This is a genomic window from Bacteroidales bacterium (assembly GCA_023229505.1).
GTDB lineage: Bacteria > Bacteroidota > Bacteroidia > Bacteroidales > JAGOPY01 > JAGOPY01.
Genome location: JALNZD010000007.1, coordinates 1 through 22574 on the forward strand (window position 1 = coordinate 1; position 22574 = coordinate 22574).

Below are 22574 nucleotides of genomic sequence, written 5' to 3' on the forward strand. Positions count from 1 at the left end.
GCTGAGAAATTAACAGGCTCTTGGCCTTGTATCACTGAGTGATGGTATTTTGTTGCGAAAAATCCCCCTGCGCTTCAAAAAATCGGATGGTTATTATTAAAATGGGGGACATTATGGACAGACACTAATTATATAAATTTGTAAAATTCTGATAATTAATGGCCAGATACCACCAACAAAACGGCGACCGGGAAGTAGCAAAGAAAAAGATCACACGGGAAGGCATTAAGAGGCTTTATCGCTTATTCCGCTTCATCGGGCCGCAGAAATACGTCTTTATTGCAGGCCTGGCATTTCTCATCCTTTCCAGCCTGACCACACTGGTTTTTCCGATGCTTATCGGTGAACTGCTGGATTCAGCAACGAAAGGGACTTTGGATAAAATCAACCAGTTAGGATTTATCCTGATCATCGTTTTCCTCGTAAATGCCGTTTTTTCCTATTTCCGGATTTACCTGTTTGCCGTTGTGACCCAAAAAACGCTGGCATTACTCAGGCAAACAACCTATAACCACCTGATCAAGCTTCCGATGTCGTTTTTTTCAAGCAGGCGCTGATCCCGGTGGAGAGGTTTATTTGTTTCATTCATCGTCTTTGCCTTGTTCGGCTCTATTATCGGGGTGATCTGGTATGGGGTTTACCTGATCAACCAGGGGGCCGGCCTTTCCACCGGTGATTTGCTGAAATTTGTCCTTTATTCGGTATTTATCGGTGGATCAATCAGTGGGGTGGCTGATCTTTATTCAGATATACAAAGATCGATCGGTGTATTTCCCGGAGGGGTTGGAAACCCTGGTGGGAGAAAGAGGGATCCAATTATCCGGAGGTCAGCGGCAGCGTATTGCCATCGCCCGTGCGATCCTGAAAAACCCGGCTATCCTGATCCTGGATGAAGCCACCAGTTCGCTGGATTCCGAAAATGAACGCCTGGTGCAGGAAGCCCTGGAGAAGCTGATGGAAGGCAGGACCTCCTTCGTGATCGCCCACCGCTTATCCACCATTCATAAAGCCGACAAGATCATTGTGATAGACCATGGCGAGGTTAAGGAAATGGGGACACACGAAGAACTGCTTGCCCTGGAGGATGGTATCTACTATCAGCTTACGAAGCTGCAGATTAATGTGATTGCTTAAGGGAAGTTGACAAGTAGGCAGTTGACAGTTGACAGTCATATGGTAGTGATCAGGATACCGATTTGATAAGAAAGCGATAAATCAAATATAGTTCAAGATGTGAAGCAATTAATTTCAATCATAATTGAATTTAATATTACATTTGTAGCATTCATCAATTACAATTGAAACAATGATATTCCCCTTCAGAAGTTATAAACCCAGGCCTCTCTATATTGAAAGAATAAAACCTTTCATCGGTTTGGATATTATCAAAGTGATTACAGGCCAACGGCGTGTTGGCAAGAGCTATTTGCTTTATCAGCTTATGGATATGATTAACATTACATACCCAGGCAGTACCATTGTATATCTGAACAAAGAGCTGGATGAATTTTCAGGTATCACCAATGATAAGGAATTGCTTGAGTTCGTATATCAAAACAAAGGGAAAACGGGTAAAACTTCTCTTTTCATTGATGAAATACAGGATATCACCGATTTCGAAAAAGCCCTGCGCAGCCTGCAAGCCGACGGCAGCTATGACATTTATTGCACCGGAAGTAATGCCAGTATGTTATCAGGCGAGTTGGCAACTTACCTCAGTGGCCGGTATGTTGAATTCAAAGTGTTCAGTCTTTCGTATCCAGAATTTCTGAGCTTCCACCAAAAAGAAGATTCCATTGAAACATTTACAGAATATCTCCAAAAAGGAGGGTTGCCTTATCTCATCCATTTGCCTGATGAACAGCATATTGTAAATGAATATCTCAGGAATATTTACAGTACAATTCTTTTTAAGGATGTTGTAACACGCTACGGAGTAAGAAACGTCCCCTTTCTTGAAAACCTGGTGCGGTTTCTTTGCGATAACACAGGGAGCCTTGTTTCGGCCAAAAAGATCAGTGATTTTCTGAAATCCCAACGCATCAACATCTCTACACAGGTTGTGTTGAATTATTTGGGATATCTTGAATCGGCGTTTTTTCTGTTCAAGGCAAACCGCTCTGATATTACCGGGAAAAAAATATTTGAAGTAGGCGAAAAATATTATTTCGAGGACCTTGGCCTGCGGAATTCAATCATTGGATACAAAGTTGCCGACATTGGTAAGATCCTTGAAAATATCGTGTATATTCACCTTAAGATTGCTGGATTTACTATCTATGTGGGAAAATCGGGGGATAAAGAGGTGGATTTTATTTGCGAAAAAAACGGAGAAAGGATTTATGTACAGGTTTGTTACCTGTTATCAAGCCAGGAAACGATCCAACGGGAATATGGCAGCCTGATGGAAATACCGGATAATTATCCCAAATACCTGGTGACTATGGATGATGTGGGTAAAACGACCAGTTACAAGGGTATAGAACATTTTCATGCAAAAGATTTTTGCTTGAATCTGATGGCAAAATGAAACCTGTGATTGACAAAACCCTCAGGGCTTATCTGAATTGTTTATCAAAACTGGCTGGAAGTTAAAAAAAACTACCACAATTTTATAATTTTCTTCGCCATCTTAATGACCTTCCCCAGGGTTTCCAACCCTCGGGTTGGAAACCCTTCCTTTCCTCACGATAATAGCTGATTGTCCGCTCCAATGCCTCCTCATGGCTGTATTTCGGCTTAAACCCGAAATCGCGCCGGAACGAGAAGCTCCCTTATGATGGCTTTTCCTAAAAACCCGGCCCCACCGGTAACCAGGACATTATATTTTTTCTGTGAGAACATAATTTATCTTTGACATAAATTTCAGCCTGCAAAGAAACAAAGAATATGAGAAAAGAGATGTATCTCATTCGCGGTAATGCAAAAGAAGATCACCGGCATTTTACTGACCGCATACTAAACATGGCTATTACAACAGCAGAGCTAATCAATCCGGAGGCCCTTAAGGTTACCCTGACACAGGAGCCTCCTCCAAAAATATCTGTCATCCCGTTCAGGAAAAGCAAGATAGCTGTTTTCTCTGTTTATAAAGAAGATCATGTAAAGGTTGATTTTTTAATGAAATCCGAAGGATTTGCCGGGGCCTTCACGGTAGAGGAAGCGCTCCCGGTGTCTTATGAAAAAACATGGGCTGATCGTGAACCGACGCCGGGCATCTGCCTGCTCACCCTTTTCCACCGGAAACCGGGGATCAGTTATGATACTTTCATCCACCGCTGGCACAACGGCCACACCCCCCTGTCACTAAAGCTTCATCCCCTGTGGAATTACAACCGGAATGTCGTTATTCAAAAGATTTCTGAACATCCTGACTGGTACGACGGCATTGTGGAAGAGCAAACCTGTACCAGGTCGGAACTGATGAATCCATTTAAGTTTTTTGGCAATCCCCTGGAGATAGCTGGCAATATGTACGCGGTTTATACTGATACCAAATCGTTTCTGGATTATAAAAGAATTGAAACCTACCTGGCGATGGAATATCACATCGTGAGTTAACAGGATTTCCAACCTGAGATGTCATCTCAAAATCAAATCAAAATAACTAAACCAATGGAATATAAACGTCTCTGGACCCCGGACACTGATCTTGCTAAAAAGTCACAGATGTGCCAATATATGGAGTTTGTGAACGCCTATTCTGACAGGAAGTTTAAAACCTATGACGAGCTCCACCGCTGGAGCGTAGAAAACATTCAGGCATTCTGGGGAACTTTCTGGCATTACAGCGGGATCAAATTTTCCGTTGATTTCGACCAGGTTGTGGATGATCCGAAGAAAATGCCTGGTGCCAGATGGTTTCACGGGGCCCGGCTCAACTTCGCCGAAAACCTGCTGCAACGGCGCGACAATCATCCGGCCATCATTTTTCGTGGTGAAAACGGCTACACACGGATATTCTCCTTCGGTGAATTATACGAAGAGATCCACCGTGTGGCCGAAGGCCTGAAGCGGCTTGGCGTGAGTAAGGGTGATCGGATTGGGGCCTTTATGCCCAATATACCGGAAACCGTTATCGCCATGCTGGCCGCGGCTTCCCTAGGCGCCATCTGGTCGTCGACCTCGCCCGATTTCGGGATCAAAGGGGTGCTCGACCGGTTCAGCCAGATCGAGCCGAAGATAATCTTCGCCGTGGATGGCTATTTCTATAACGGAAAACATTTCGATTCGCAGGAAAAACTCCGTGGAATCCTTGGGGAGCTTCCTACCATTGAACACGTGGTGATGGTTAATTTCACCGGGAAGCCCGATTTGGAAGGTATCCCAAATGCTATATCCTGGGAAGCTTTGGCATTACCGGTTGAAGGAGATATGAACTTCGTTCAGCTCCCCTTCGACCATCCGCTTTACATCATGTACTCTTCCGGCACTACGGGCCTGCCGAAAAGCATTGTCCATTCCGCAGGCGGCACCCTGATCCAGCACCTGAAAGAACTTAAACTGCATTGCGATGTACGCCCGGATGACGTTGTCTTCTATTTCACCACATGTGGCTGGATGATGTGGAACTGGTTCGTGAGCAGCCTCGCTCTTGGCGCCACTATCGTCTGTTTCGACGGAAATCCTTTCTATCCCGGACCGGAAGCGCTTCTCCAACTGGCTGATGAACTGAAATTTACCCTCTTCGGTACCAGTGCCAAATACATTGCCTCTCTCCAGCAAGCCGGCGTCAAGCCAAAAGAAATATCAGGCTTTCCTTACCTTAGAGCCATAACTTCAACAGGATCCCCATTGGCTGATGAAAGCTTTGAATATGTTTACGACAAATGGAAAAAGGATGTTCAGCTATCTTCTATCTCAGGCGGTACTGATATTATCTCCTGTTTTATGCTGGGGAGCCCCATTTTGCCCGTTTATCGCGGAGAGATCCAATGCCGCGGGCTGGGTATGGATGTTGATTGCTTTGATGACAGCGGAAAGCCGGTCATTGATAAACAGGGCGAACTGGTTTGCAAGTCCGCGTTCCCCTCCATGCCCATCTATTTCTGGAATGACCCGGATGGCAGGAAATACCACAGTGCCTATTTTGAGAACTTCCCTGGAATATGGTGCCATGGCGATTATATGGTGCTAAGCCCGCATGGCGGGATCACCATGCTTGGCCGGTCTGATGCCACGCTGAACCCCGGCGGCGTTCGGATCGGAACGGCTGAGATCTACCGGGTGGTGGAAAATATGGAAGAAATCGAAGATTCAGTGGTTATCGGGCAACAATTTGAAGGAGACGAAAGGGTAATCCTGTTTGTAAAGATGAAACCAGGTTTTGAACTGAACGAAGATCTTCTCAAAAAAATCCGGACCAGTATCCGCCAGCAATGCAGCCCCCGGCATGTTCCGGCTGTAATCCTCACCACACCTGACGTGCCGTATACCATCAACGGGAAAAAAGTAGAGGTTGCCGTAAAAAAACTCATCCAAGGGCAGGAAGTCAAAAACCAGGATGCGCTGAGGAACCCGGAGTGTTTGGAATTTTATAAGTTAGTGGTTATTGGTTAGTGGTTATTGGTTAGTGGTGGTCATAAAGTTGTCATTAGGTAGTCAATTACCCAATAACCATTAATCATTCCTCACTAAAAACTAAACTTAACTGACAGAAATACCTGGGAAGGACGTAAAAAATAACTGGATTCCCAAACTATGAAGGCATTTGCCTGGTATGTTGTATAGGTTTTACTGTTGAAGATGTTGTTCCAGCGGAATTCGACATCAATTTTTCGTTTTGTAATTGTGTAACGGTATAGAAAATCAACAAAGAGGTTATTGTCGCCCTGGCATTTGTAATATTCGGATGAAATGCTGATCAGTTGGCTTTTTGTTGGAAAAGCAAAGACATTGAAGTTGTTTCTCAAGATGGAAATGTTGCCCTTCTTTTCATTTTCGATAAAGGTTTGAATATAACTTGCATTTAATCCATATTCTGCATTCAGCCATTTGGTTATGCGAATATTTAGCTCGGGTTTGAAGTTGAACAATATACTTGTGGCAATAAATAATTCTCCATTCATCAATGACTTTCCCCGGCGCTGATTGTAGTTAGCATGAAAGCTGATGGTTGTTTTAGTTACAGCAAAATACTTACTGGTATATGCCTGCAGGTTATGGGAATAGCTTGTATTAGGCAACTCAACCGCTTGTATTATAGTTGTCCCGTCAGACTGAACTTTGTTACCGTATATCAAGTTATTATGACTAAAAACATAGATATAGCTGAAGGAGTTAAAAAAGGAAGTGATAGGGTTGCGGTATGACAGATTCAATGAAAAATTGTTACTGGAAGTTTCTGAAAGGGGCGCTGCATTCTGGCTAAGGTCACGATAGTTTCTCAGGATAAAACCGAAGTTTACCCTGTCAATGTCGCCTAATCGGTTGGCATAGCTCCATGAGCCTCTCACGCGCCAAAAACCGTTAATCCGGTAATCCACCGATAGATGAGGATCGAACAGTAAGCGGCTGAGTTTCTGCTCCCCTTCTGATGTCAAATCATCCATATATATCTGTTGCCAGCTAAGCGGTAGCCTGGCCTTGAGTGTAAGGCCTGACTTTCTGTATTCAACTTCAGTTTGCAAATAGGCGCGGGTATGGCGGCCGTCAAGTTTATTGATAAAGCTGGGTCCGGCTTCACGCTCTTCTTCCTGCTGTGTGATAAAGATATTACTTTCGAGCATCTGCCGGCGGTAAGCTATACCTAGCCGGGGATTGATATTTAGTCTTTTCCAACTCAACACCAGGCTGGCTGAGTGGTCAGCATAAAAGTGTTTCAAATCCATTTGCTGGAGTACCTTTTTGTAAGACTCACCATAGTTCAGGTTCTCCTCGAACTGGCCGGGGCTAACTGCCAGGCTATGCGGACTATGGTCGTAAGTAATAAAGGACCAAAATTCCACCAGATATTTACCCACCGGGTTTACTGTTCTCAATTCGTTTGAAATGGCCTTAAAAGGATCTTTCAGTGATTGGACAATATCTTCACTTCCTGTATTAATCACTCCCGTCTGTTTGTCCCATCGCGATTGTATCTTCAACTCATTATTCAGGTAATTGTTCTTAACATTGCGGGTTAGTGTGAACTCACTATTCAGGTAATTGTCGTGAAGCCGGTTATTGAAATCTTCTGTAAATGTTAGGGTGTCGCTAGGAGTATAGAGAGTGCGTTGCAGGGCAGCCTGTTCCCCTTGAATGTCGTTTATATAATAAAGGTTGGCTCTTAACTGAAAATCCCGGCTGATGCGCTGTAGTCCATTGAAATTAAGTAAGTTTATGTTGTTATCAAGGTAACGGTTCATGGAAATTTCAGGAGGATTTACATCTATTATTTGTAACATTCCAGGGTTTTCAGCAGGGCGGTCTACATTCTTGAGTAAATCTTCCAGGGTCAAAACTTTGAGTTGTTGAGAAACATCATTACCCGTGTTGTTGGTTTGATAAGAAGCTAACACTTGAAAGTTTTTGGTGAAGATCATGGGCGTAATGTTAACATCCCAAAGAAAAGGCTTGACCCCTGTTCCCAGTTTGGCAGTACCTGTGGTGGTGATATCGTGTTTGAGCTTAAGGTTAAGTGAAGGCTGGTAGGATGTGGTTCGTTCTTCCAGAATTCGGATTGGCTGGTGATTTTCGAGTATTTCAACGACGCTGACAGAGCTTTGGGGGAGATTTTTACTTACAACCCCATAACGGCCATCCATCAGGTCGAGCCCTTCCACGTAAAACTTTTGAAGAGGTACTCCCTGGTAAAGAATACGTCCGTTGGGTTCAACTTCTATACCCGGCATACGGCGCAATACATCTTCTATCGCCCTGTCCTCTTTTACCGCGAACGAACTTACCAGATAGCTGATGGTGTCACCCCTTTGTTCGATGGGTGATGCTTTTATCGTGATGCCTTTCAATTGTTTTACATCAGGAAGAAGCTCGAATTGCAAGTTTTGTGAGGTATTGGCAATGCTACGGTATTCTTTGCGGTATTGAATGGAACTCACCTCAATATCAAGGCTGTCTGAAGTGCTGTTTACACTGGTTTGGAAATGCCCCTGATCATCGCTTACCGCGAAAGCCACAAGCACCTTACTGCCAGGATTATACACCAGTATATTGATATTTGACAAGGCTTCACCTTCGGTATTCATCACCCGACCCTGAAGGTTCACCTGCCCCCAAAGGTTTTGCCAGAAAAGCAATGTAATTATAAACGCTGCTAAAAATCGCATATGACTGGTACCCGCTGGCTTTCAATTTATATTTTACTTTCGCTTTAACTCGATGGGATTGTTATCCTCGGCCATCATTCTCACGGCACTTTGTTGTTCTTCGTCACTGAAGCCTCTGTTTTTTGCCCAACTTAAAATGTTATCACGATGAGCATCTTTGGCTTTAAAAAAACCCTGTTTTGTGGTTTCAATGTATTGCCTTTCCGCATATTTAATCATAAGTTCATTTGAAGGTTTTTCGATAGATACCAGTTCAAACACATAATGATTACGGGTATCATAAACCGTTATAATCAAACCAGGCAGGCCATTGAATACATAGGGACCGTCATTTGAAGGAATTTCAGGACTAAACCAGGCAACCCAGCTTCTGCCTCCAAAATCGCAGGTGGCTTTTTGTGCTTTGTATCCATTGATAGTAGTCGTATCATTATCTAATTGCCACTTAAACAAATCAAGGTTTTCTTCATATTTTAGATGATTAGGAGAAACATAATCAGTAAAGGAAATTTTTCCTTTAGGAAAATTCTTATAAATCCTGTACACAAGATGTGGCATGGGGGGCCTTTGATTCAAATACTCCTGAAGTTGAGATTCAGTGGCGATTTTTTTCATGTCATTTTCGAAAACATAAGAATTATTGCTTAAAAATTGACTGATATTTTTTCCTAAAAAAAGCAACATATTATCCTGCCTTATAAAGTTTGGATTTAACGAATCTTCCTGATATTTCAATGAATAAGTAACGACATATTCAGCCGGTTCCAAGTCTTTTACGGGATAGTCGGCCAGCAATTGTGAGAATGAAGGCTCAGACCATATTATTATAATAATGATAAAAAGTATTCGCATGATAAAATATTTTTAAATTAGAATCATAATGATGATTAGTTTGTCAAATTAAATATAATGAAATTGAAATAGAAACTTAGTTCTATACTGATTTCGTCAGATAGAACTAAGTTTCATTACTTTGTCAAATTAAATATTTCATCTTAATTAATTGCTCCACAAAGTACCTCATAACCTTGCACCAAATCTTCCCAATCACAAACTAATAAATAGTGTTGTGACCCATTGCTACATGTTATTATTACGGTAAAGCAATCAGGAACAGGAGCGGGAGCAGCTTCGGATACATTGGATGTTCCAAAGGCGAGTAGCCCCAAAAATGCAAGAATAATTAATAATTTTTTCATTATTTCTTATTTTTTATTGTTGAAAAAATGTAAAATGTGAGAAGTGAATTTTTGCGATCTAACTTACTTCTCAATATGCTCTGTCTAATGGTGTCTAGGCTCGCATTTTCCATGAAAAGCCACCCCGCATCAACCAGCCAAACACGGGGTGACTTTGTTTGTCAAACTTGTTCTTGCCAATAAAAAAAATATATTTATTGCAACAATAGGATAAATACGCGTAATGTTTGTCGTCATTTATCGGGTTGTTTGAGCAGATGAAACCAAGTACGGGAAATGCTTGAACATGAAAGATATTGGCAAATAAAAAAAGAAAGAAGTTTATGCCATAGTTTAAAAAAGCCTCCGGTATTCCGATTGATAATAGAATCGGCGTACAAAAGCAGGACTGGGGGGGGGGGGGGCTAAATGCCTTTATACCAAAACAGTTTGGCAGCCTTCTAAAAATATTGCTTTGTATTTTTGGATGAAATGACATTTCTCATTTCCGATTAAATTGCACCTAAATTAGCAATAATTATAATACAAATGGAAAAATATGGTGAATATTTTATATTTTAATTTGTTTTATTGCAACAATTGGCGGTTAAAAAAATCAATAATTAAATTATCTTATGAAAACATTGTCTCATTGCAGTAATGTCTTCGCAATGAATTTCAGTTAGCTTTGTAAAGTATTGGCAATGTTTCGGTATTCATTACCCGACCCTGAAGGTTCACTTGCCCCCAAAGGTTTTGCCAGAAAAGCAATGTAAAAATAAACACTGTTAAAAATCGCATATGACCGACACCCACTGGCTTTCAATTTATATATTACTTTCGCTTTAATTCGATGGGGTTGTTGCGTTCTTCCATATTTCTTGCAGCATTTTGTTGTGCCACGCTGCCAAGGCCTGCTTCTTTAGCGCTGCTGATAATATCGTCACGAAAAGCATCTTCCGCATGGAAAAATCCCTCTTTGGTGGTTTCAATATAATCCTTCTCTATCATATTAATCATCACTACATATCCGGGCTTTTCGGGTCTGATAACAATCCTTGAAACTCGGCAAGAGAAGTTATCCGTCTCGTTATAGTATCGAAAACAAATAAATCATTGCTTATAAACTTGCTGATGTTTTTCCCAAAAAGAGCAACATATTATCCTGTCTGATAAAGTCCGGATTTAAGGAATCCTGCTGATATTTCAACAAATAGGTAAAGATTAACTCAGTAGGTTCCAATTCTGTTATCGGATAATCAAATCGCAATTGAGCAGATGCCGGCAGGGAAAATAACAACATTAATAAAAATTGTCAATTATCCTCTGTCTATCCTCATTTTCCTTATCACGCTTATGAGATAGTTCAATGAAAGTAATTTTTTGTTCCTCTTTAAAATAGGCATAAATCAACCGTAATCCTGAATTTACTCCACTGCCTTTCAGCGCTTTACAGGCAATCTTTTTCACTTTGATGATGCATGTTTTCAGACCCAGTCCATCAATACGAAAACTGAAAGGTGGTCTTTCATCGGGCATTACTTCCAGAACTCTCCTGACAATCTCCAGGTCATCATTCAGTGTCCTGTATTTCTTTAACAGGGTTTTCAAATCCTTTCTGAATTCGGTTAATTCATCAAAAGTCATTGTTCTTCAATTTCGTCCTCATAGTCTCTCACAGAATGGGGAGATTCTCTGTAAAAAACCAATTCGTAATTAATTTCTTCTCCCTCTTTTGAAACCAACCAGGGCATATCTTTATGAGAATAATTGCTGATCCTGGCAGCCGACCAATCACTCATTTGCTCAATAACCCTGTCGATAACTTCTTTTTCACTGGCTTTTAACTGGGTCAGATCCGCTTTCACCAAAGGCAGGTAGCGGGCTTGCGGATAGTCATGATATTCTGTTTTCACTCTTTGTAATTGACTTTGGTCAATCATTTGGTTAATGATTGCGTCTAACTTTTGCGGAACCGGTCCGTAAGGTAACTTCCGATAACTGGCGCCTGTCAATTGCTCTTCATACAATTCGTAGTAGTTGAAATCGGAGAAATACAACAACTTGTAAAGGACAGTTTCACCGACATTCGGTTTACCTGCACACCGTTCAAGAATGTATAAAAGCACATTCTTAAACTTATTGACTTGCAAATTGGGAACAGAAATACGCTCTTGCTGTATTTTGGTTTTCATTTCTGCATTAATTTCAATTTCCTGGCTGACCTTGTAATCGCTTGACATAAAATCATCTAAGGAAAAACCCAAGACCATTGACAAACTTTGTAATTCAAGAATATCAACACTTCTATTCCCTAACTCTATCTGAGCCAAAGACGGTCGGGAAATCTTGATGCTCTTTGCCAAATCTTCCTGAGACAGCCCTTTCCGTTTGCGAAGTTCGGCTATCCTTTGGCCTATTTGTTTTTGCGACAGTTTTATGCTCATATTAATTGGCGTTTTGCTTTACAACGGGACAAAGATAAGAAATGTTTCAATACAAAACAATAGTTTGTTTAAATATAAAACATTTATTTTTCAACTGTCAACTGCCAACTGTAAACTGCCAACTCATTTTACTTTTCCCTATCTTTATCGTAATATAATCAGAAGCCAAAATTATTCTATGCTGACTGACCTGCAGGAAATCATTGAAAGCGTTAAAAAAGGCGATCAGGCCGCGTTCCGCAGAATAGTGGAGGAATACCGGCAGCAGGCTTTCAGCCTGGCGTTCCGGATAATGTGCGACGAAGAAGAGGCACGGGATGTCGTCCAGGAAAGTTTTATCAAGGTCTGGCAAAAGATAGAAACATACGACATGACGCAGAAATTTTCAACCTGGCTTTACAAGATAGTCGCCAACAGTGCGATAGACCGGTTAAGGCAGATCAAAAGGCACAACCTGGTCAACCTTGAAAAAGTCATCAGCCAATTAGATCACATCAATCGTGAGATCACGCAGATGGAGGTCGATAATAAAGAAACCACCGAGCTCATCAGGTGGTTGGCAGAAGGACTTCCTGAAAAACAACAGATTGTATTTGTCTTGAGGGACCTCCAGGGCATAGAATCTTCGGAAGTCCGGCAAATCCTCAACCTGTCAGAAAACTCGGTGAAAAGTAATTTATATCATGCCCGGAAAGCAATAAGGGAAAAACTGCTCAAAGTAATAAAATAAGAGATCACCATGGAATGCATCAATGTCAGAAAGGAAATTGAACGGTTGGTTTATCTGGATAATCAGAACCTGGGTGATGAAATATACCGTCACATCGAATCCTGCAGGGCTTGTGCCCAATACCTGGAAGAGACCAGGCTGGTCGCCGGTAAGATTGCTGGAATACGCCACAGGGAGCCCATTTTAAAAAATCCTGAGGGGTTTACTGAAGATATCATGAAAGCTATCCAAATAGATTCAAAAGAGAATCATTTCCAAATAACTGAAAAATCCGGAAAATTCCCGGTTATCACATTCCTGCAGCGATTATTGGCTGCAGCTTCGGTTTGCCTATTCCTGGTCTTTGGTTATGAGGAGTATGTTGTGGTGGATAAAATCTCCCGACTGGAGAAGCAAAATGCAGCAATCTCCCAATCTTCTCAATACCGCAGTGCCTTAAAGCTAAAAAAAACCATAAGTATTCTCTCGGCTGATCCGGAAATGCTCAATCAGTATACAGAATTAAAAACAAAAAAGATAAACCTCCGGACATTGCTCAAGGCGGCTATGTATGCCGATGTGGCCGGTATCACCCCGGATGCTCCTGGATGGCTAAAAAGGTCTGACTATAATGCTTCAATATCGCCTTTCATGTCCATCCTTAAACAATTCGATTCAACCCATTATACCATACAACGATGAAAACACAAAACATCATTTTATCGCTAATCATCATGCTGCTATTGGCATTCAGCGCCTGCCGGGAGATTACGGTCACCACGAAGGTTAACCCTGACGGGACTTTTACCCGGATCATCACAGTTACCGGTGACTCATCGGATGTTTTCAAAACTGATTTACCGTTCCCGGTAAACGAAACATGGGAACAGAAGTCCTCGAAGAATCCGTCAGACAGTACGAAGTATATGGTAACCTATACCAAATCTTTTAGGAACAGTGATGATCTCAAGACAGAAATCAAAGGTGATACCAGTGAGTATAGAAATCTTGACCGTGATATATCGGTTACAAAAAGGTTCCGTTTTTTCTTTTCCTACCTAACTTTCAATGAGGTTTATAAATCCGCCAATCCATTCAATAAACTGGATTACCGGGATTACCTTACCGAAGATGATATCCTGTGGGTCAACGACCAGAAGATACCTGTCTCTGAAGCTGACAGCACACGCAAAGAGGAAGCCGAAGATAAATTCTCGGTTTTCCTCACCAAATCTGCCGTGGCAGAAGTGGAATCCGTATTGCAGGATGGAATTAAAAGACTGAACAATCCTCAGCTAAATCCTGTGGATCTCTCCATTTATTATGACAGCCTCTATAAAAATATGGAAGGCTTGAACTTTATGAATGGGATTGATTTTATTGACTTATACCGCAAATGGTCAGGGAATGAAGCTTTTTCTCTATTGGATGATCTCGAGCCTCCATTATTTGAAGACTTCGCAAAAAAATTGAAAATGCTGGAAACCATTATTGAACTTGAAGGATATACTGAAGAAGTGGAGATGCCCGGGTTGATTACTAATACCAACTCAGCTATGCTGAACGGAAACCAGGTTGGCTGGGAATTCCAGTTTGGGTATGTCCTGATCAGTGATTTTGAAATGTATGCAGAATCAAGAGTGATCAACTACTGGGTCTTTATCCTGGCCGGCCTGGTGCTGCTTGCGCTGGTAATAATACTTGTAATAAAAGCAGTAAGGTGAATTTCCATAAAAAATTCCCCAACTTAAACCTTAAAACTTAAACCTTAAACCTATTCTTTAAAACGCGGTTCCCCTTCCAGCACAATGGGAATATGGTTCACCTCTTCATGGAAAGCAAGCCAGTCGATGATCCTGAATGCAAGTTCATCGTTCAGTTTGCTCATTTCATAGTAATAAATCTCATGAAACCTATCTTTTTCGGAATGAGGTTTATGAGAATCTTTCGGGTTTTCATGTGCGGCAATGATCTGTCCGTCACGGCGTTTTTTTTCCAGAAGTTCTTCATAAATTTCAACCTCGACTTTATCCATAAGTTTGGCCACATTGAAAAAAATCACCCGGACATGCTTGTAATGAATCATCTTGAAAGGATGCAACAGGTTTTTGAACTCCGTCTTCTCCGTTCGCCGGCTGCTTGAAAAATAGCTGAGATGGTTGTCAAGCCTGGATTCTTTTTGTTTTGTATTAATTTTCCCAAAAACTTCACGGTGCTCCATGGGAAGGTTATTCACCCTTTCTACCAGGCTTTGCATCTTGCTGATAAATCCTCCGTAAGTTTCTTTGTTCTTCTGATAGTTCTGCTGGATCCTGAATTTTTTATCCTGAACCCTCGCGCTTCCGGAAGCCGATCCTTTCCTCCGGCTTTCCTGTTGTTCTATTTCATCAAGCCAATGCGCCATAACTTCGTGAGTTTACATGTTCCTTCTGTATTGCCCTCCCACTTCAAAGAGTGCGCGGGTGATCTGGCCGATGGAGCAATATTTTGCCACTTCCATCAAGCCTTCGAAAATATTCTCGTTATTTCTTGCCCTTTCCTTAAGGCCTTCTAACAGTGCTGTTGTCTTATCTGAAAAGGTTTTGTGCAGTTCTTCAAGCATCGTTATCTGGTATTCCTTCTCCTCCGGCGTTGCACGGATCACTTCTCCTGGCGTAATGGTAGGCGATCCTTCGGACGACAGGAAAGTATTCACGCCGATTATAGGCAACTCACCGGTATGCTTAAGTGTTTCGTAGTAGAGCGACTCTTCCTGTATTTTGCTACGCTGGTACATGGTCTCCATGGCCCCGAGCACCCCTCCCCTTTCCGTCAGCCTGTCGAATTCCTTCATAACTGCTTCTTCCACCAGGTCGGTCAGTTCTTCGATGATAAAAGAGCCCTGGAGCGGGTTCTGGTTCTTTGCCAGCCCGAGCTCCTGGTTAATAATGAGCTGAATAGCCACCGCCCGGCGCACCGATTCTTCGGTCGGAGTAGTGATGGCCTCATCGTAAGCATTGGTATGCAGCGAGTTGCAGTTGTCATAAACGGCGTAAAGCGCCTGCAGCGTGGTGCGGATATCGTTAAACCCGATCTCCTGCGCATGCAATGAGCGTCCGGAGGTTTGAATATGATATTTCAGCTTTTGTGAACGGTCATCACCACCATACTTGTATTTCATCGCCTTCGCCCAGATCAGCCGCGCAACCCTTCCCATGACCGAGTATTCAGGATCGATACCGTTGGAGAAAAAGAAAGAAAGGTTTGGCGCGAATTTGTCGATGTCCATCCCTCTTGACAGGTAGTACTCCACATAGGTAAACCCGTTTGACAAGGTCAAAGCGAGCTGGGTGACTGGATTGGCACCTGCTTCAGCGATGTGGTACCCGGAGATGGAAACTGAATAGAAGTTTCTGACATGGTGAAGGTTAAAATATTCCTGAACGTCGCCCATCATCTTAATGGCAAAGTCGGTAGAAAAGATACAGGTGTTCTGTGCCTGGTCTTCTTTCAGGATATCGGCTTGAACCGTTCCCCGGACCCGACAAAGCGTATCGGTTTTGATCTTCTTATAAACATCCGTCTGTAGGACCATATCGCCGGTGACTCCCAGCAGCATCAGTCCCAGCCCGCCGTTTCCTTCCGGTAACTGTCCCTGGTACTGCGGCCGTTTGGTGCCTTTTTTGGCATAAATCGCCGCGATTTTCTTTTCAACTTCATCCGCCAGCCCGTTTTCCCGGATATAGATCTCACATTGCTGGTCTATGGCGGCATTCATGAAATAACCCACCAGGGTTGGCGCAGGGCCGTTGATGGTCATGGAGACCGATGTCTTGGGATCGGCCAGGTTGAAACCGGAGTAAAGCTTCTTGGCATCGTCGAGACAGGAGATCGAAACGCCGGAATTGCCGATCTTTCCGTAAATATCCGGGCGGATATCAGGGTCGTTACCATATAGGGTGACGGAATCGAAAGCGGTGGAAAGCCTTTTGGCCGGCATTCCTTTGGAGAGATAATGAAAACGTTTGTTGGTGCGCTCCGGGCCACCTTCACCGGCGAACATCCGGGTCGGATCCTCGCCTACCCGCTTGAATGGGAAAACCCCTGCCGCGTAAGGAAATTCACCCGGCACATTCTCTTTCAGGCTCCACCTGACAATATCTCCCCAGCCTTTGTATTTGGGAAGCGATATTTTCGGGATGTTGGTGTGGGAAAGGGATTCAACATGCGTATTTACCCGGATCTTCTGGTCCCTGACCTGGAAAATGTACTCCGGCTGGCTGTAAGAACCGACCTTAAGCGGCCAGGTCTCCAGGATGAATTTAGTCTTGCCGTCGAGCTCCGGCTCAATCTTCTTATATTCCTCTTCAAGAGCGCTTTTCACGTCTTCATTTGCAGTGTTTCCGCCCTTGAGGATTTTAATGGTCTCCTGGATGGAATGAAGCCGCTGGGCCACTCCGGCCTGCTTTTCGGCCCACTTGTTATAATTTCTTACCGTTTCAGCGATCTCTGAAAGATACCGGGTCCTGTTGGGTGGGATGATAAAGATCTTATCCGCCATGCCGGCTTCGGCACGTATTTTCGTGACAAAGCCGGCGCCGGTCTTTTCATTGATAATATCGATCAGCGCCTTGTAGAAAAGGTTCACGCCCGGGTCATTGTACTGTGAGGCGATGGTTCCGTAGACCGGCATTTTATCCGGTTCTTCATGCCAGAGCTGGTGGTTGCGGGCAAACTGCTTTCGCACGTCGCGCAGGGCATCCAGTGCGCCCCTCTTATCGAATTTATTGATGGAGATGATATCGGCGAAATCGAGCATGTCGATTTTCTCGAGCTGCGTGGCCGCGCCATATTCGGGGGTCATCACGTACATCGACACATCGCTGTGGTCGACGATTTCCGTATCCGACTGGCCGATGCCGGAGGTTTCGAGGATGATGAGGTCATAACCTGCTGCCTGCAGGATGGTTTCCGCGTCTTTCACATAACGTGAAACGGCCAGGTTCGATTGGCGTGTAGCCAGCGAGCGCATATAAACCCGCGGGTTGTTGATGGCATTCATCCGGATACGGTCACCCAGCAGGGCGCCGCCGGTTTTGCGCTTGGAAGGATCGACGGAGATGATCCCGATGGTTTTCTCCGGGAAATCGTGTAAGAAGCGGCGGACTATTTCATCTACAAGGGAAGATTTGCCAGATCCGCCGGTGCCGGTTATCCCCAGCACGGGAGATCTCTTTGAGTGATGCTTTAGCCCGTCGATCAGGTCCCTGGCGCTTTCAGGGAAATTTTCAGCAGCAGAGATCAGCCTGGCAATGGCGTAAACGTCTTTTTGCCCTGATTTTTTTATTTCGATGTCTTCTATCTGGTTACCCGTGGGGTAATCGGATTTCTCCATCAGGTCGTTGATCATGCCCTGCAGGCCCATCTCACGGCCATCGTCAGGTGAATAGATCCGGGTAATGCCATACTGGTGAAGCTCTTCCATCTCGTCGGGAAGGATCACCCCGCCGCCGCCGCCGAAAATCTTAATGTGTCCGCAGCCTCTTTCACGGAGCATGTCGAGCATGTATTTGAAGAACTCCATATGGCCGCCCTGGTAGGAGGTGATAGCGATAGACTGGGCATCTTCCTGTATGGCGCAGTCGACGATCTCTTTCACAGCTCTGTCATGGCCGAGATGGATCACTTCGGCTCCCGTAGACTGGATAATGCGGCGCATGATATTGATCGCGGCATCGTGGCCATCGAACAACGACGCTGCGGTGACGATGCGGATGTGGTTCTTCGGCTGATAAGGTTTCTGCTCAGGGTGCATGAATTTGCGGATATGATATTGCAAAGATATAAAAAAGTTTGCATGGAGGCATGGGGGCATGGAAGCATGGATGTTAACATTTCATTATCTTTACCTCTCTAACTAATAACCATTATGCTGAAACAGATCCTCTTCGCCATCTCATTGCTGATTACGCTGGGAATCTTTGCCTATACGACCTGGCAATATTACCTCAGGTTCAAACTGACCAAACCCTATCCTGTCAAAGAATTCGGCAGGCGTTTCAAGATTATGCTGACGGTGGCTTTCGGACAGACCAAGATCCTGCGAAAACCTGTCATTGGCCTGATGCACGCACTCGTCTGGTGGGGTTTCCTGGTGATCCTCATCGGGAGCATCGAAATGGTGATCGACGGGCTGTTTGGGACGGAAAGGGCGCTGTCTGTTCTCGGTCCGGTGTATGATGTGATTACTGCCTCCGGCGACATTTTCGCTCTCATTATCCTCTTTGCCATCATCGCTTTCCTGGTCAGGAGGATATTTCTGAACATCCGCCGTTTTACCGGCATCGAGATGAAGCATATCTCCCATAAGGATGCTAACCTGGCGCTTTCGCTGATCCTTTTCCTCATGGTGTCTCTGCTGGGGATGAATACCTTTTACCTGGTGATTCATGGGGGCATGGAAGCGGGGAGGCATGGAGGCGTGGGAGTTTTCCCGGTGAGCCAATTCATTGCGGGATGGTCTGGGGGAATGCCCGGAGGAGCAATCCATGTGTGGCACGAAATCTTTTGGTGGTCCCATATCCTTGGCATATTCCTTTTTGCCAATATCCTTCCGTACTCAAAGCATTTCCACGTCTTCATGTCGGTGCCGAATGTGTTTTTAAGCAGGCTGGAACCCCTGGGCTATCTTCCGAATATGCCGGATATCACAAAAGAGGTTAAGAAAATGATGGATCCCAGCCTGGCTTTTGCTGCTCCGGCCGAAGGGGAAGCTGCGCCTGTATCGCGCTTCGGGGTATTGGATGTGGAAGATATCACATGGAAGAACTACCTGGACTCGCTGGCCTGCACAGAATGCGGAAGATGCACCGAAGTCTGCCCGGCGAATATCACCGGGAAGAAACTCTCACCCCGGAAAATCATCATGGATGTCAGGGCGAGGATGAAGGAAAAAGCGCAGGGGCTGATCAGGGACAAGACATTTGGCGATGGCAAATCCCTTATCCGGGATTATATCTCTGAAGAAGAGCTCTGGGCCTGTACCACCTGCAACGCCTGTGCCCGCGAGTGCCCGGTGAACATCAACCATCCCTCGCTGATCGTGGATATGCGGCGCTACCTGGTGATGGAAGAAGCCAAAGGGCCCGGGGAACTGAATGCGATCTTCACCAACATAGAAAACAACGGCGCTCCGTGGCAGTTTTCACCGCAGGACAGGATGTTGTGGGCTGAGGAGATTTATATGGAAAAAGTAAAAGTTTCTGTTCCAATTATGTCCGACTGTTACGCCCGGGGCGAAAAACCTGAGTATCTCTTTTGGGTTGGTTCTGCAGGCGCTTTTGACGACCGCTATAAAAAAGTTACCCGCGAGTTTGTGAAGATATTGGCCCATTTTGGCATAAGCTACGCGGTGCTGGGCACCGAAGAAGCCGACAGCGGCGACGTGGCCCGCCGTGCCGGCAATGAAATGCTCTTCCAGATGCAGGCTCTGATGAATATAGAGCTTTTTAACATGTATGAAGTGAAGAAGATCCTCACCTGCTGCCCGCACGACTACAACACCCTCAAAAATGAATACCCGGATTTCGGCGGGCAGTTTGAGGTGATTCATCACACACAATTCCTCGCCGAAATAGTTCAAAGTTCAAAGTTCAAAGTTCAAAATGCCAAATCCAAATTTCAAATTTCAAATTTCAGGATCACCTTCCATGATCCGTGCTACTTAGGCCGGGCAAATAGCGAATATGACGCTCCGCGCGCAGTGCTCTCCGCCCTATGCCCTTCGCTGATCGAAATGAAAAGGTCGAAAAGCTTTGCCCTTTGCTGCGGTGCCGGTGGCGGACAAATGTTTAAGGAAGCCGAACCGGGGAATAAGGAGGTGTTTATTGAGAGAATTGAAGATGTCATCTCAGCCGGCGCCGATATCGTCGCTACTGCCTGCCCATTCTGTATGGTGATGATGACCGACGGGATCAAGTATAAGAATAGGGAGGAATCGCTGAAAAACTATGATGTTGCAGAACTAGTTAGCATAGCGTTGGGATTGTGATTGGTGATTGGTTATTAGGTGAATCTGCTGACTGTCAACTGTCAACTGTCAACTCCCTCAATGCTTCTTCGCTTCCCTTACTGCTTCGATCAGCCTGGGCAGTACCTGGTGGACATCAGCTATCATTCCATATTCCGCCGCTTCAAAGATCGGGGCGTCTTTGTCGGTATTGATCGCAATGATATGTTTCGATGCGCTTACGCCGCCCAGATGCTGGATAGCTCCGGAAATACCCAGGGCAATATAAACGTTCGGGCCGATGATCTTTCCGGTCTGGCCCACATGTTCCTGATGTGAACGCCAGCCTTCGTCGGAAACAGGCCTGGAGCAGGCAGTGGCAGCGCCTAAAAGCCCGGCCAGCTCTTCCAGCGGGCCCCACTTGTCAGCGCTTTTCATGCCCCTTCCGCCTGAAACAACAATTTCTGCATCCGTGAGCAAAATTTTATCTGTGACTTTTTTTACATCCAGCACCCTGGTCGCAAAATGTGCATCGGTCAGTTGGGGCGTGAAAGATTCTATCGTAGCTTTTTCATCTGATGCAATGGTTTCGACAGAATTCGGGAAAAGGGTCAGGATCTTTTTTGGGGATTTAATGGTGATATGGCCGATGGCTTTACCGGTAAAAACTCCCTTTTTGACGACAAAAGGCTGAAGAGAGTCTGGCAAAGCGTTAACGCCGGATGCAACGCCGGCTTTTAGCTTCACCGCTACCCGGGGTGCAAGGGCCTTACCGGTGAAATTATGGGAGAAAACCACCACATCAGCCGATTCCTTTTCAGCTACCTGAGCAATGATCGCCGCGAAAGCCTTGTTGATCAATCCATCTATCCGGCTGTCTACAACCTTAATAATTTTTGAAGCCCCATAATGACCAAGCTTTTTAAGTTCTTCTTCAGGTACATCCCCGATAGAAACAACAATTGCATGGGTCCCCATCTGAACGGCAAGCTGATGCGCGTAAGAAACCAGCTCATAGCTGATCTTCTTGAATTTTCCGTCCCAATTCTCTGTATATGCTAGTACTGACATAATTTTCAAATTTCAATTTTCAAATTTCAATCTAGAACATCTTCAAATTATTCTTCATGACATCCACCAGTTCGTCGATATTATCCGCATCAATCATCCTGCATTTCGCATGGGTAGGTGGAAGTTCAAAGCTGGTAAATTCCGCCAGCTCTTCCGCTGCAATAGCCGGTTTGACGGTGAGAGGCTTGGTCCGGGCCATCATAATACCTCGCATGGACGGGATTCGGGGTTCTTTGGTTATGCCTTTCTGTACAATCGCCACAAAAGGCAGGGTCGTCTCCAGGACTTCCTGCCCGCCATCGATCTCCCGGCTGAGCCTGACCTGGCCATTCTCCAGTTGCAGGCTGGAAACAGAAGAAACTGAAGGGCAATCGAGAAACTCGGCAAGCATTCCTCCGACAGTGGAACCGTTATAGTCGCTCGATTCAATCCCGCAAAGGATAATATCGTAGGGCTGGGATTTGATAAAATCAGCTATTTGAGCTGAAACCTGGAAAGAATCTTTGCAGTCAGCATCCACCCGTACGGCATCATCCGCGCCAATAGCAAGCGCCTTCCGGAGAGTAGGCTCCGTTTCCGGCTTGCCAACCGTGATCACGGTAACCTTTTCAATCGTGGTTCCTGATGTTTCCTTGATTTCAAGAGCGCGGGTCAGGGCCAGTTCGTCCCACGGGTTGATGATCCATTGGACACCCGTCGCATCAAAATTCTTCGAGTCACCTGTGAATTTTATTTTCGTCGTGGTGTCGGGGACATTGCTCAGGCAGATCAGGATTTTCATCTTTTACTTGTTAAATGGTTCGATTGTTCGACTGTTCAATTGTTCGATTGTTAGTCGCAAAAATATAATTTTATTTTGACAGAACCATATCGGTGTACTTTATCCATTGGTTGAATATCCGTGAGTTATTAAAA

The 22574-nt window shown here is 44.5% G+C and carries 18 protein-coding genes and 1 pseudogene; 9 read left to right on the forward strand and 10 right to left on the reverse strand.

All coding sequences use genetic code 11. The features are described 5' to 3' along the window. The first annotated feature begins 158 nt into the window (after positions 1-158). The 5 genes and pseudogenes from M0Q51_03930 to M0Q51_03950 all read left to right on the forward strand — a co-directional run bounded on the left by M0Q51_03930 (position 159) and on the right by M0Q51_03950 (position 5559). Positions 159-557, forward strand: a complete 399-nt coding sequence (locus tag M0Q51_03930) for an ABC transporter transmembrane domain-containing protein (protein MCK9399134.1) — start codon at positions 159-161, stop codon at positions 555-557. A gap of 229 nt (positions 558-786) precedes the next feature. After that, positions 787-1134: pseudogene (locus M0Q51_03935) on the forward strand (ATP-binding cassette domain-containing protein). A gap of 172 nt (positions 1135-1306) precedes the next feature. Then, positions 1307-2530 (forward strand): ATP-binding protein, encoded by a 1224-nt coding sequence (locus M0Q51_03940; GenBank protein ID MCK9399135.1) that lies wholly within the window; start codon positions 1307-1309, stop codon positions 2528-2530. Positions 2531-2889: 359 nt separating this feature from the next. Next, positions 2890-3561, forward strand: a complete 672-nt coding sequence (locus M0Q51_03945; GenBank protein ID MCK9399136.1) for an EthD domain-containing protein — start codon at positions 2890-2892, stop codon at positions 3559-3561. A 54-nt stretch (positions 3562-3615) separates the two neighbouring features. After that, positions 3616-5559 (forward strand): acetoacetate--CoA ligase, encoded by a 1944-nt coding sequence (locus tag M0Q51_03950; GenBank protein ID MCK9399137.1) that lies wholly within the window; start codon positions 3616-3618, stop codon positions 5557-5559. Positions 5560-5633: 74 nt separating this feature from the next. Here the strand turns inward: M0Q51_03950 and M0Q51_03955 are convergent, their stop codons facing one another. The 6 genes from M0Q51_03955 to M0Q51_03980 all read right to left on the reverse strand — a co-directional run bounded on the left by M0Q51_03955 (position 5634) and on the right by M0Q51_03980 (position 11892). Further along, positions 5634-8207 carry an outer membrane beta-barrel family protein gene (locus M0Q51_03955; protein MCK9399138.1) on the reverse strand — a complete coding sequence of 858 codons (2574 nt, stop codon included), beginning with the start codon at positions 8205-8207 and terminating at the stop codon, positions 5634-5636. Positions 8208-8300: 93 nt separating this feature from the next. Beyond that, positions 8301-9119, reverse strand: coding sequence for a GLPGLI family protein (locus M0Q51_03960; GenBank protein ID MCK9399139.1), 819 nt, complete (start codon positions 9117-9119; stop codon positions 8301-8303). A 143-nt stretch (positions 9120-9262) separates the two neighbouring features. Continuing rightward, positions 9263-9466, reverse strand: coding sequence for a hypothetical protein (locus M0Q51_03965; protein MCK9399140.1), 204 nt, complete (start codon positions 9464-9466; stop codon positions 9263-9265). An 813-nt stretch (positions 9467-10279) separates the two neighbouring features. After that, positions 10280-10456 (reverse strand): hypothetical protein, encoded by a 177-nt coding sequence (locus M0Q51_03970; GenBank protein MCK9399141.1) that lies wholly within the window; start codon positions 10454-10456, stop codon positions 10280-10282. 291 nt (positions 10457-10747) lie between these two features. Beyond that, positions 10748-11092, reverse strand: coding sequence for a hypothetical protein (locus M0Q51_03975; GenBank protein MCK9399142.1), 345 nt, complete (start codon positions 11090-11092; stop codon positions 10748-10750). Next, positions 11089-11892, reverse strand: a complete 804-nt coding sequence (locus M0Q51_03980; protein ID MCK9399143.1) for a DUF4065 domain-containing protein — start codon at positions 11890-11892, stop codon at positions 11089-11091. The genes M0Q51_03975 and M0Q51_03980 overlap by 4 nt, the downstream gene beginning before the upstream one ends. Positions 11893-12070: 178 nt before the next feature. On the opposite strand from M0Q51_03980, the gene M0Q51_03985 reads away from it, so the two are divergent. Genes M0Q51_03985 through M0Q51_03995 form a run of 3 tightly spaced genes read left to right on the forward strand, consistent with a single transcriptional unit; the run spans position 12071 to position 14325 of the window. Then, entirely contained in the window at positions 12071-12622 is a 552-nt protein-coding gene (locus M0Q51_03985; GenBank protein MCK9399144.1) for a sigma-70 family RNA polymerase sigma factor, read from the forward strand. Positions 12623-12631: 9 nt separating this feature from the next. Beyond that, complete coding sequence (locus M0Q51_03990; GenBank protein MCK9399145.1) at positions 12632-13303, forward strand: hypothetical protein; 672 nt, start codon at positions 12632-12634, stop codon at positions 13301-13303. After that, positions 13300-14325 (forward strand): hypothetical protein, encoded by a 1026-nt coding sequence (locus tag M0Q51_03995; protein ID MCK9399146.1) that lies wholly within the window; start codon positions 13300-13302, stop codon positions 14323-14325. The genes M0Q51_03990 and M0Q51_03995 overlap by 4 nt, the downstream gene beginning before the upstream one ends. A 50-nt stretch (positions 14326-14375) precedes the next feature. On the opposite strand, the gene M0Q51_04000 is transcribed toward M0Q51_03995, so the two are convergent. Together M0Q51_04000 and M0Q51_04005 are read right to left on the reverse strand one after the other, a co-directional pair. Continuing rightward, positions 14376-15005: a hypothetical protein gene (locus M0Q51_04000; GenBank protein MCK9399147.1), complete on the reverse strand. Its 630-nt coding sequence runs from the start codon at positions 15003-15005 to the stop codon at positions 14376-14378. A 12-nt stretch (positions 15006-15017) separates the two neighbouring features. After that, a complete protein-coding gene (locus M0Q51_04005; protein MCK9399148.1) occupies positions 15018-18419 on the reverse strand; it encodes a methylmalonyl-CoA mutase family protein in 3402 nt (1133 codons plus the stop codon). Positions 18420-18509: 90 nt separating this feature from the next. Here M0Q51_04005 and M0Q51_04010 point away from each other — a divergent pair, with 90 nt between their 5' ends. After that, positions 18510-20630: a (Fe-S)-binding protein gene (locus tag M0Q51_04010; protein ID MCK9399149.1), complete on the forward strand. Its 2121-nt coding sequence runs from the start codon at positions 18510-18512 to the stop codon at positions 20628-20630. Between the two features lie 57 nt (positions 20631-20687). Here the strand turns inward: M0Q51_04010 and M0Q51_04015 are convergent, their stop codons facing one another. Both M0Q51_04015 and M0Q51_04020 read right to left on the reverse strand, forming a co-directional pair. Next, positions 20688-21659: an electron transfer flavoprotein subunit alpha/FixB family protein gene (locus M0Q51_04015; GenBank protein ID MCK9399150.1), complete on the reverse strand. Its 972-nt coding sequence runs from the start codon at positions 21657-21659 to the stop codon at positions 20688-20690. Positions 21660-21690: 31 nt separating this feature from the next. After that, positions 21691-22440 carry an electron transfer flavoprotein subunit beta/FixA family protein gene (locus M0Q51_04020; protein ID MCK9399151.1) on the reverse strand — a complete coding sequence of 250 codons (750 nt, stop codon included), beginning with the start codon at positions 22438-22440 and terminating at the stop codon, positions 21691-21693. Positions 22441-22574 lie beyond the last annotated feature (134 nt).